We start from the raw sequence: 11,752 nt of genomic DNA, 5'->3' as shown, positions 1-11,752 counted from the left end.
CGCGAATGACGATCTTCCATAACCGTCCGTCGATGGCAGGCCTCCCGCCGACCGGGTATCCGGGTCATCCATTAAGATCGGATCGCCGGTCTTATTGACTCGGTGTCTTGACTGTCAGTCACGACACTCATGACTCACCATCGTCACAACTCGGAGTCGATTATTGACAATCGTTGAAATTGGATCACCGGAACCCTCACGTATGTTGCCCGGGCGGACAAAATGGACAGGAACTTGGCCCATCCAGGTCCGCACTTCGTCGCATTCCCCCTTGCGATCGTTTATCTGCGTCGGCTAGAACAACTGGGGGATCAAGCCTTGACTACAGACCGTGACTGCCTTCAATCGGGGTAAAGATGACAGCCATTGCATGGGAAGACACTTCCTCGGTCCACTTGAGCGACGATTTTCAGGAATTTTGCGGCTACGTTTTCGGTACGCTGTACCGCGCCGACCAGCGCCGCGCCGGAGAAACTTATCTCCATGGCCTGCTGAATTGTCCGGGCCGTAAGTCGATCCGAAGAATGGCCGCCATCATGCCCGGTCGGCACTCGGAACAGTCGCTGCAGCAGTTCGTCAACCAGAGCCCGTGGGATCACGAGCCGATCAGGCAGCGCCTCATGAGCCGCTTGTCGCGCCACATGCGACCGGTCGCCTGGGCCATCGAGGAGGTCGCGTTCCCCAAGCACGGCCGGCACTCCGCCGGCGTGGAACGCCAGTATGTGCGATCCCTGGAGAAAGTCTGCAACTGTCAGCTGGCGATCACCGTCACGCTCACCGGCGAGCGGCTCAGCATCCCGGTCAACTGGCGGCTGGTGGTACCCGATTCATGGGGCGACGACACCGACCGTCGCAGCCGGGCGCGGATGCCCGCCGCCGAGCGCCCCCGCCCGTACTGGCAGTACCAGCTCGAGGTCATCGACGACATGGTGCTGGACTGGGGGATGCCGGCCGCGCCGGTCGCCGTCGACGCTCGCCAGCTCGCCACCGCCGAGGTTCTGTTCACCGCGCTCGAAAATCGGGAGCTGCCCTATCTCGCCCAGGTCAGCCCCAGCCTGGGGGTTCGGCTTGACGGCCGGGTGCGGCCGGTCGCCGGCCCGACCGGTCCGCTCGCACCCCGCCCCAGCTGGAACGGCGCGGTGGATCAGGTGATCCGGCTGTTCGCGGACGCTCCGCGTACCACCGTCGGCTGGCCCGACGCCGAGAACGACAGCATCGTCCGCCGCTCCCAGTTCATCCAGATACCGGTCCGGTCCCCCGCCGCCGACTCGACGACCGGGGCACACGCCGGCTCGCCGGCCCGGCAGCTTCTGGTCGAGTGGCCGCTCGGCAAGCCGCGGCCCCGCGGTTACTGGATCACCAACCTTACCGACCGGCCGCTGGGCGACCTGGTCGCGCTCGCCAAGCTGCGGCAGAACGTGCGGTCCCACCTGGAGACGTTCGCGGACAGGTTCGGATTGCGCGACTACGAGGGCAGGACCTTCGCCGGCTGGCATCATCACGTGACGCTCGCGAGCGCGGCGTACGTGTACGACATTCTCAGCGCCGTCGACGCGGACCCACCGCAGACCAGGCTCGCGCTGGCGTGACCGCGCCCGGCGCCGGGACGCCGGCTCACGAGGCCCAGTGTGGATCGGAAAGCCCGCCCGCGGTGTCGCGCTCGTCCATCTCCAGCACCTCGCCGGTCGCCGGGACCGCATGCTCCGGCGGTGTCGTCCAGGCCGGCGCCGGCGCTCCCCCGCAGTCCGACAACGCCCGATAGGCGTCGAGCGCCTCATCGGTGCGGCCGAGCCGCACCAGCAGCTCCGCGGCCTCCCGCCAAACGGCCATGTGCTGCCTGGACGGCCGCCGGGCACGAAGCATCCGCATGGCCTGCTCGCAGCAGCGCAGGCTCTCCCCGGGGTCGTCCATGGCGGCGAGGGAGTATGCCCGTACCATCCGCACCCGGACCGCCTCCACGGTGTCCGATCCGGCGATCCGGGCAAGTGACCGGTCGGCATGCTCCACCGCGGTCCGCGGGTCGCCCTTCGCCAGGTGGTATCGCGCGAGCTCGGTCTCGCAATAGGCGAGGTCGGTGGTGACGCCGATCTCCCGCAGCGCGGCGTACGCCCTGTTCAGCAGGTCGCCGGCCGTATCCAGGTCAGGTGGCCGCCGGCCGAGCAGGATCCAGGAGAGATCGGTACGCAGCCGGGCGAGACTGCGTTCGTCGACCGTCTCGGAGAACATCGCGACCGCCCGCTGCGCCAGCTCGACGGCGAGTCCGACGTCGCCCGCCGACGACGCCGCGAGGCTCGCGTTCCAGTACGCCGAGCCCCGTGACCGTGGCGAACCGTGCGCCTCGGCCCGCGCGACGACCTCCTTGGCCAGCAGGTTCGCCCGGAACCAGTCGCCTCGCTCCCAGTAGCTGCCGACCAGCGTCGAAGCGAGCCTGATCTCGTCCTCCGAACCGGTGAGGCCGAGCCGACGCACCTCGGCTAGGGCCTGCTCGCCCAGGGAGATGCTGTGGCTGAGGTCGCCGACCTCACGATAGAGCCGGCACTGGGTGTTGAGCAGGATCAGCAGGCCCGGGGCGTCGGCACGTCCGGCACGGTGCTCATCGAGCAGCCACTCCACCTGTTCGATGGCGCCGGGCAGGTCGCCGTCGAACTCACGGGCGCGGGCGGCTCCCCAGGTCGCCGCGTGGCGGCTGAACAGGCTGCTGCCGGCCAGCGTCTCGAACTGCGCCCTTGCCTCCGCCGTCTGGCCGTTGGCCAGGGCGAGCTCGGCGTACTGGAGGCTGAGCTGTTCCTCCCGGGCCGTGCCCGCGTCCACCCCGGTCGCCAGGAACTCGGGCGTCGTTCCCAGCCGTTCCGCGAAGGCCTCAAGGATCTCCTGCTCCGGCAGTCGCTTGCCGGCCTCGATCAGTGAGACATAGCTCGGGGAAACGAGCCCGCGAGCAAGGCCGCTCTGGCTGAGGCCTCTTCCCAGCCGCATCTCACGCACCCGATCGCCTAGCGAACGCACCATGCCGTCCTCAACTCAGCCCGTGCCGCCCGTATACATCCGATTGCACCGCCCCGCGTGTCTTGTCAATCACATTCAGGATACGCGATGGGCAACTCGCCGTCACCTTAACCTCGCCGTAACAATGCCCTTGACCTCGGCCAACACCGGTCAACTCGGCTTCGTCCGGCCCCTTTCGTCAGGTCCTCACCAGACTTCGTCAAGTCGGCGTGAAACTCCCCGGGACCCGCGAGCCCGGCCCGCCGGCCGGGAGCCGATCGCGGCCGGCGGCACACGTTTCCTTTTCTTCCATTTCGCAGCCTACCACCCCGTATACCAATGCCTTTTTCCTGAATGCCGTCCGGCGATATTACTAATTCACCCCGGACCGTGCGCATTCACTTGAATCACGATCGGCAACTGCATAGTTTCGAATCACCGGAAATTATTTGCAAAGAAAGGAAACCATTATGAAGAATGTAAAGTGGCTGGGAACCGCAATCGTCACCGCCGTTGCCGTGGCGCTTCTCACTCTCGTTCCGTCGCTCGCAGCCGACACGACCGCCGGCCCCGGCGGTTGCTGCCCGCGCAGCGACGTGTTCGCCCTGAGCGAGCGTCACGGCTGACCGGCCCGGGCGTATCCGTCACCGCTCCGCATCGCCACCGGTGACCGGAGAAAATGCCTCCGCCGAAGCGACCGGCGGAGGCATCGAGGACGAGGACCCAATCGGCGGAGGCATCGAGCACGGGGACCCAATCGGCGGAGGCATCGAGCACGGGGACCCAATCGGCGAGGCATCGAGCACGGGGACCCGACCGGCGAAGGCGTCGACTACGGCCCCGCGACCGGCGGAAGGCTCGACGGTGACGCCGCGGCGGCCAGGTCACCGGCGATGAGATCGGCGGCCGTCACCAGGACCGTACCGTTCGGCGTGGTCGCCCCGGCGGGCACGGTGAATCGCGGATACACCACGGTACCGGTCAGCCGGGCTCCGGCCCGCACCGTGGCCTCGTGGCCCAGCGCCGTGTACCCCTCGAGCGCCGTGATCGCCTCGTGCGTCGACTCCACCGTGGCCATCACGCCGATGTGCGCGTCGGTGATCCGCGCGCCCCACCCGACGACGGCACCGTCGAGGCAGGTGGTCCGCTCCAGGTGGCAGCGCGGATGGAGGTCGACGCCGTCACCGACGCAGGCGTCCTTGATCGTGACGCCGGGACCGATCTCCACGTCGCGGCCGATCCGCACGTTCGGGCCGATGCTGACCAGGCCGGCGTTCAACTTCGCGCTCAGGGTCATACCGGTGAACGGATCACGCTGGCGCAGCGAGGACTCGTGGATCCAGATGTTGCCGGCGTACGGCGGGTCGAGTCGCTTGAGCATGTGCGGGTACCCGCCGCCGAGCACGTCCGTGAGCGTCGTCAGGTACTCGCGCAGGTTGCCGAGGTCGCCCGCCTTGCCGATCGGGACCTGAAGCACCCGATGGCCGTGGGTGACCAGCCACGGCAGCAGGTCACTGCCCCAGTCGAGTCGATGGCGCATCGCCGCGGCGAGCTCCGGGCCGGCGGCGAGCCGCCGCAGCGCGGCGGCGTCCACCAGGTAGAGGCCGGCGTTGATGGGAATCCGGCCGGTCCGGCCGGCGAGTGCTCGTGCCCGATCCAGCGGCGGCTTTTCCACGAACTCGCGGATCCATCCGGTGTGGTCGGTCACCATGGTGCCGTAGGTGCCGGCCACCTCGGCCGCCGTGCGTTCGACGGTCGCCATGGTCACCAGGGCACCGCCGGCCCGATGCCGGCGGACGAGATCGGCCAGGTCGAACTCGAACAGCGAGTCGGTCGGGAAGATCAGGGCGAGACCGCGCAGGTCCCAGTAGTCCAGCGCGCTCAGCGTCGCCTCGCCCGAGCCGGTGTTGTGCCGGTCCATCCGAGGCCTCGAGTACCGCACCCGTACGCGCAGCTCGTCGCCGTGCCCGAGCACCTCCTTGACCTGATACCGGTTCTCCCGGCCGTTGGCGACCACGTAGAAGTTGTCAATGCCCTGGTCACGGAAGGCCGCCACCTGCCAATCGATGAGCGGCCGGCCGGCGAAGCTCATCGTGGCCTTGCTCCGCAGATATCCGAACGCCTCCAGGGTCAGCGGACGGGCGCGAATGCCCTGCCCGCCCGCCAGCCCGATAGCGACCACGTCGCTTGCGGTTGCCCCACTCCGTACCACGCGCATCCTCCCAACGGACGTGTGCTGATCTTGTCCGGGCATCGCGTGCGGCTTGGGTCCGCAAGACGGTCATCGGCCCGCCGGCCCGCCGTCCACAGGGCGGCCCCACCTCCACGGCGGCCCGGCTGCTGCCTTGCCGCGCGCCTCGGCGTCCCGGTCGTCGGGCCGACGGTGCAGCGCGAGCATCGTGATGTCATCGGACCGCTCGGCGAACCCCACGTGGGCAGCCAGCCGGCGCTCGAACATCTCGACCAGTTCATCGGCGCCGGAGTCCTTCGCCTGGATGAGCGCGAGCATCCGGTCGTCGCCGAAGAACCGGCCGTTGACGTCCTTCGCCTCCGGTATGCCGTCGGTATAGGCGAAGAGCAGGTCGCCGTGCCCGAGCCGGATCCGGCCCAGGTCGAACACCGAACCCGGCACCAGCCCGAGGGCCGGGCCGGTCGGCCAGAGCCGGCTCTGCTCGCCGTCGGCACGGCGGACCACCGGCGGGTTGTGGCCGCAGTTCGCGTACACCAGCGAGCCGTCGGCCGGGTCCAGGACGCCGAAGAACATCGTGGCGAAGTACCCCTGAGCGAGATGGTTGGTGGTCAGGTACCGGTTGGTCGTGACGATCGCCTGCGACAGCAGGGTTCCCGCCGCGTCCCGCTCCGGCCCGGCCGGTGCACCGGGCTGCAGGCACGGGTCGAGACAGCCCGCCGTGTGCCGGATCAGGCTCCGGATCAGCGCCATGAACATCGCCGCGCCGACGCCCTTGTCACAGACGTCGGCGACGACCAGTCCGATCCGGGTGCCGCCGAGCACCTCGAACGCGTCGTAGAAGTCGCCGCCCACCTCGAGCGCGGGCTGACACCGCGCGGTCAGCTGCCAGCCCTCCGGGGCAGGCAGCACGTCGGGCAGGAACCCGGCCTGGATCTCGCGCCCGATGTGCAGCTCACGCTCGTACTTGACCAGGTTGGCCGCGAACTGGATGTCGCGAGCCGTCCGCGACATGACCTGCCGGACGTGAAAGGCGGCCAGCCGGCTGCCGACCAGGCCCGGCAGGAACGGCGGGATGATGTAGTCAAGCCCGGCCGTCACGTGCTCCTCGAGCTCGCGGAAGTCTCTCTCCGCGAACATGACCACGGTCGGCAACCGGCTGTTGCGCTGCATGAACCATTGAGTGAGTCGCCCCACGACGTGCAACCGGAGCGAGGCGTTGATCAGGAGGAAGTCGGCGCAGTCCTCGTCGGCGTACCGGCCGGCGAGCACCTCGGCGGGGCTGACCACCCGAGCCGGCAACCCGTCGGAGTTGACCGCCGCGCAGAGGTTGTCCGCCGTGACCGATCGCTCACTCACCACCAACGTGAGCCCGTGCAACACGGCATCCCCCTTCTTTTGGCACGTGGACCGCGACCGCGGCCACGACCCGGCCGGCGTGTCACCGCCGGTTGACGACGATCGTGGTGCGGTTGCGGCCACCGCTGTGCTCGTAGGTGATCTGGTCTGCCGCGTCCCTGGCCAGAAACAGGCCGAGCCCTCCGAGGCGCCGCCGGGCGAGCGGCTCGTTGAGGTCGTCCGGCGGGCCCACGGTGTCCGGGTCGAACGGAGGTCCCCGGTCGATCAGGATCAGCCAGACCCGGTCGGATTCGACACCCCCGGCGATCTCCATCTCGGCGGTGGCCACGCCGCCGTCGTGGCCGTGGACCACGATGTTGGTGACGAACTCCTCCGTCGCGAGTCGCAGTCGCCGAGCTTGCGGCTCGGACAGGCCCGCCACGCAGGCGAGCCCGCCGACAAACGCAACTACCTCCTCGAGCGAGTCGAGGACGGCCGGCAGAGTCAGCCGTTCCACGAAACCTCCTAGTCGGGTACCTCGTCACTGAAGACGACGCTCTGGTGGAATCCGACGAGCCGGATGGTCTGTTCGACGGCCTGGCTCGTGCGGACGAGAACGATGCGGACGCCGTCGCCCATCTTTTGCCGGGCGAACACCAGGCCGCGCATGCCGGCGGACGAGATGTAGGTCAGGTTGGTCATGTCGAGGACCAACTGCTCGACCTCGACGCCGGTGGCCGCCTCCTCGACCTGGTCCCGGAAGTTCTCCGCATGCAGTGTGTCCAGCTCGCCCTCGAGCGTGATCAGCGCGGTCCGCCCGTCGCGGCTCAGTGTTGCGTTGAATCCCATCTGCGTAACTCCTTGTCAGGTAACGGATGCTGGGCCGGTCAGATGCCGGCGTAACGGCCGACGAGCACCAGCGTCGCCCGCCCGCCCACCTTGATCCACTGCTGGTCGGCCAGCACCGGCTCGGCGCCCGGGACGTTCACGTCGGCGGGCTCCTCCGCTGCCGTGTCGGCGAACAGATGCCAGCGCATCCCGTCGGGGAGCACCGGCAGCTCGACCTCGTGGTCTTCCCAGTGGGAGTTCGCGGCCACGTAGATGTGCTCACTCGTGCCATCGGCCCCGCGACCGCTGCGCATGAGGCACATCAGACGGCTGGTCGGTGACCAGTCCGGCTGCCACGCCCGGACCCCGTGCCAGCTCACGTCGGGGTACCCGGTGCCGGACCGGTCGTCGCCGGTCGGGTGGTGGCGGCCGCGCAGCACGGCGTGCGCCATCCGGAAGTCGATACAGCGGCTGACGAACCGGAACAGCTCCGAGTTCTCGTCCGCCAGCGACCAGTCCACCCAGGTCAGTTCCGAGTCGTGGTTGTAGGCGTTGTTGTTGCCCTGCTGGGTACGGCCGATCTCGTCGCCGGCGAGGATCATCGGGGTCCCCTGGCTGAGCAGCAGCAGGAGCAGCGCGTTCTTCATCTGCCGGCGGCGCAGGCGGAGCACGCCCCGGTCGCCGGTCGCCCCCTCGACGCCGCAGTTCCAGCTGTTGTTGTCGTTGCCGCCGTCCCGGTTGTCCTCGCCGTTGGCCTCGTTGTGCTTGTCGTTGAAGGACACCAGGTCGGCGAGGGTGAACCCGTCGTGGCACGTGATGAAATTGATCGAGGCGAGGGCGCTGCGGTGCTCGTACAGGTCGGGCGAGCCGACCATCCTGGTCGCGAGCTCGGACGCGGTACCCATGTCCCCCTTGAGGAACCGCCGCAGCGTGTCGCGGTACTTCCCGTTCCACTCCGACCAGCGGAAGTAGTTGGGGAACGAGCCCACCTGGTAGAGACCGCCGGCGTCCCACGCCTCGGCGATGAGCCGGCAGTCCCGCAGCAGCGGGTCGTAGGCCAGCGCCTCGGGCAGCGGCGGATTCTGCATGGGCGCGCCGTCGAGCCCGCGGGCGAGGATCGCCGCGAGGTCGAATCGGAAACCGTCGACGTGATACTCGCTGGCCCAATACCGCAAGCACCAGTGCACGTAGTCCCGGACGACCGGGTTGTTGCAGTTGAACGTGTTCCCGGTGCCACTGAAATTGTAGTAATAGCCGTCGGGGGTCAGCATGTAGTAGGTGCGATTGTCCAGGCCACGGAAATGAATGGTCGGGCCGTTCTCGTTCCCCTCCGCGGTATGGTTGAAGACGACGTCGAGAATCACCTCGATGCCGGCCCGATGCATCTCCTTGACCATGTTCTTGAACTCGTCGCGCTGCATTCCGTATTTGCCGGTCGCGGCATATCCGGCCTTCGGCGCGAAGAACCCGACGGTCGAGTAGCCCCAGTAGTTGAACAGCCGCTCGCCGGTCTCCGGGTGGATCCGGCTGTTCTCGAACTCGTCGAACTCGAACACCGGCATCAGCTCGACGCAGTTGACCCCGAGCTCACGCAGGTACGGAATCTTCTCCACCAGGCCGGCGAAGGTGCCCGGCTCGGCGACGCCCGCGGACGGGTGCCGGGTGAAGCCCCGCACGTGCGCCTCGTAGATCACCAGGTCCTCGGCCGGGATGCGGAGGGGATGGTCGCCGTCCCAGTCGAAGTCGTCGAAGGTCAGCCGGGATCGGTACGGGTACGGGTCGTCCCAGTCCGGTTGCGTGCCCCACACGTCGCGACCCGACATCGCCTTCGCGTACGGGTCGGCCAGAATCCGGGTCGAGTCGTACTGGTCGCCGGGTTCGGGATCGGCCGGACCGAAGGCGCGGTAGCCGTACTCGATGTCCTCGAAGTCCAGGCCGAAGACGGTCATCGCCCAGACCCCGCCGACCCGGTACTCGTCGGGGAAGGGGATCTCCGCGACGGGGGTCTTGGCGCCCCGCCGGAACAGGACCAGCGAGATGGCCTCGGCGCCGCTGGAGAAGATCGAGAAATTGACGCCGCCGGGCACGAGGGTCGCGCCGAACGGGAAGGCACGCCCGGGACGGACGTCGTAGCCGGCGATCTGATCGGTCGGAAACGAATCGATCCGGTCCCGGAGCACGAGCGGACTGGTCATGTCAGGCTGCTCCGTTTCAACTCAGACTTGTTCAACGCCCGTACGCCCTCGGCGACCGTGTCCGCCACGACGAAGAATCCGAGGAAGCCGGTGGCGGACAGGACGGAACTCAGTTCGGCGGACAGACCCACGAGGGCGACCGAACTGTTCACCACCTGCGCCTGCCGGTAGATCAGCAACATCGTGCGCAGGCCGGCGCTGGAGACGAAGGGGACGCTCGTCAGGTCCAGGAGGATGCGCTCGTCGCGCGGAAGCGACCGGAGCACCTCCTCCTGAACCGTTGCGGCGAAGCGCCCATCGAGGTCGCCGGCGAGGCTGATCACCATGATCGAGTCAACGACGTGTCTCTGGATATCCACAATGCACTCCCAATACTCGCCTGCCGGCTTCCCCGTGGCGCGCTGTCAACCAGCGGCGACGAGCTGGACCTTGACGGTCAGGTCGTCGGAGGAGCCCGGCAGCTCGACGGTCATCTCGGTGGGGTCGAAGACCTCGTGCGGCTTGCCGTCGATCTCGACCTTGTCCAGCCGCACCCGGCCCTTCGGCAACAGGTCGGGCGCGACCCGCAGCGTGCGGTCGGCGTCCGGCCGCGGCTTGAACCACAGGGTCAGCGGCTGGCGGTTCATGAGCAGGTTGTTGTAGACGGCGGAGAGGTAGCACAGCTCCGCCGAGTGGTACATGCTCATCGAGTGGCTGCCCTTGAGCCGCTCGGTGCCGAGCAGGTAGGGCATCCCGTTGGCCAGCACGTTGAAATAGACGGCGCCCTCGTCGTGGTCGAGGAAGAACGTGTTGTAGAAGGCCTCGGCCTGGCGGGCCTCGCGGTGCAGATCGTCGCCGCCCAGGCTGCCGTAGAGAATCAGGTACGCGAGGATCGCCTGCTCCTGCTGCCACCACGCCTTGCGGTCGTGCCAGGCGAACCGGTGCCACTGCTGGTCGTCGCCGCGCACGCGTTCGACGACGTCGTACCAGCCGCCGCGCTGCCGGTCGCTGCCGACCGGCGGCATGATGCCGGCGATGTGGGTGGCGAGCCGCAGATATTCGTCCTTCGGCCGGTGCGCTTGCATGCGCATCAGGTTCCAGGCGATCTTGAGGTTGTGCCCGACAACCGCCCGGTTCTGCTGCCAGCTGTGCCCGTGGTCGGGTGACCAGTCGGTGAAGAACCGCTCGTTGACGAAGGGGCTGTTCTCGTAGTCGGGGAAGTGCGTGACGATCGTGTCGAACGTCCGCTCCAGCATCTCGGCGTAGCCCGGGTCGCCGGTGGCGAGGAACGCGTTGATCAGGTACGCGGGCGCGTGGTCGCCCACCGAGTTCCAGTTCTTGCGCGACTTGTTGTAGCCGAGCGTGTCGGCGTGCGGGCTCAGCCTTATCGGATCGATGTGCGAGTAGTACCCGCCGCCCTCGTGGTCACGGAAATGGTTCTCGAAAAGACGCATCGTGTGATCGATGTCGGAACGGATGCGCTTGTCGCCGGTGATGCGGAAGGTCTGCGTCGGCCCGGCGAGGGCGTAGATCTGCTCGTACATCGGCACGGCGTCGTAGTCGTCGTCGAACTCCGAGGTGAACAGCTTCTCCTCACGGTCTCCGTCGACCTTGATGCCGTGGTACCAGTACACGATGTCGTTGTCCGGGTCCACGAACCGCATGTGGTCGCGCAGGTACTGGGTGCCCTTCTCGGCGATCTCGAGGAACTCGTCGTGGCCGGTGAGCATGTAGGCCGAGGCCATGCCGTAGACCATCCGGGAGATCGTGTCGGTCTCCTGGACGTGGCTGGCGGCCTTCTCGCCGCCCAGCCGGATCTGCGTACGGTAGCTGCGGTAGTCGATCGGGCCGGCGCCGAACTGCGCCTTGCGGTAGAACCCCGCCAGCGAGCCGATCTGGTCGATCCACCAGGTCGACTTCTCGAAGTTGTACTCGCCGACCTTCCGGCCGAGGAAGACGAGCCGCTTGGCCTCGTAGGTGAAGCCGTTGTTCTCCGGGTAGAAAACGCCGTACACGATGACGTGCAGGCCCGGGGCGAGCAGTTCCGCGATGTGGCCGCTCGCGTCGGCGTACGGCTCGTCCAGGTTGCGCAACAGCTCGGCGGACGTGTCGCCGGTGAGGCCGACCTCGAACCGGCGGCCGTCGGCGGTCGCCATGGTGAACGCGCCTCGACTGCTGTCGTACTCGGTGACGTAGCCCGCGATGGTGTCCATGAACGGGCTGTAGATGTCGTCAGGCATGG

The 11,752-nt window shown here is 67.8% G+C and carries 9 protein-coding genes; 1 reads left to right on the top strand and 8 read right to left on the bottom strand.

All coding sequences use genetic code 11. The features are described 5' to 3' along the window. Positions 1–356 precede the first annotated feature (356 nt). Complete coding sequence (locus tag ODJ79_RS38135; RefSeq protein ID WP_263028560.1) at positions 357–1,589, top strand: IS701 family transposase; 1,233 nt, start codon at positions 357–359, stop codon at positions 1,587–1,589. A gap of 25 nt (positions 1,590–1,614) precedes the next feature. Here the strand turns inward: ODJ79_RS38135 and ODJ79_RS38130 are convergent, their stop codons facing one another. The 8 genes from ODJ79_RS38130 to ODJ79_RS38095 all read right to left on the bottom strand — a co-directional run bounded on the left by ODJ79_RS38130 (position 1,615) and on the right by ODJ79_RS38095 (position 11,750). After that, positions 1,615–3,006 carry a helix-turn-helix domain-containing protein gene (locus tag ODJ79_RS38130; protein ID WP_263028559.1) on the bottom strand — a complete coding sequence of 464 codons (1,392 nt, stop codon included), beginning with the start codon at positions 3,004–3,006 and terminating at the stop codon, positions 1,615–1,617. An 808-nt stretch (positions 3,007–3,814) separates the two neighbouring features. Then, positions 3,815–5,164: an NDP-sugar synthase gene (locus tag ODJ79_RS38125; RefSeq protein ID WP_263028558.1), complete on the bottom strand. Its 1,350-nt coding sequence runs from the start codon at positions 5,162–5,164 to the stop codon at positions 3,815–3,817. 99 nt (positions 5,165–5,263) lie between these two features. Next, positions 5,264–6,553, bottom strand: coding sequence for a PP2C family protein-serine/threonine phosphatase (locus tag ODJ79_RS38120; RefSeq protein ID WP_263028557.1), 1,290 nt, complete (start codon positions 6,551–6,553; stop codon positions 5,264–5,266). A gap of 58 nt (positions 6,554–6,611) precedes the next feature. After that, on the bottom strand, positions 6,612–7,025 hold the full coding sequence (locus ODJ79_RS38115; RefSeq protein ID WP_263028556.1) for an ATP-binding protein: 414 nt from the start codon (positions 7,023–7,025) through the stop codon (positions 6,612–6,614). An 8-nt stretch (positions 7,026–7,033) separates the two neighbouring features. Then, positions 7,034–7,357, bottom strand: a complete 324-nt coding sequence (locus ODJ79_RS38110; RefSeq protein ID WP_263028555.1) for an STAS domain-containing protein — start codon at positions 7,355–7,357, stop codon at positions 7,034–7,036. A 38-nt stretch (positions 7,358–7,395) separates the two neighbouring features. Further along, complete coding sequence (gene glgX, locus ODJ79_RS38105; RefSeq protein WP_263028554.1) at positions 7,396–9,531, bottom strand: glycogen debranching protein GlgX; 2,136 nt, start codon at positions 9,529–9,531, stop codon at positions 7,396–7,398. Continuing rightward, entirely contained in the window at positions 9,528–9,890 is a 363-nt protein-coding gene (locus tag ODJ79_RS38100; protein WP_263028553.1) for an anti-sigma factor antagonist, read from the bottom strand. The genes glgX and ODJ79_RS38100 overlap by 4 nt, the downstream gene beginning before the upstream one ends. A gap of 45 nt (positions 9,891–9,935) precedes the next feature. After that, entirely contained in the window at positions 9,936–11,750 is a 1,815-nt protein-coding gene (locus tag ODJ79_RS38095; protein WP_263028552.1) for an AGE family epimerase/isomerase, read from the bottom strand. Positions 11,751–11,752: the final 2 nt, after the last annotated feature.

This window comes from Actinoplanes sp. KI2, from assembly GCF_025630775.1.
Lineage (GTDB): Bacteria > Actinomycetota > Actinomycetes > Mycobacteriales > Micromonosporaceae > Actinoplanes.
This window is presented reverse-complemented; position numbering and strand designations above follow the sequence as displayed.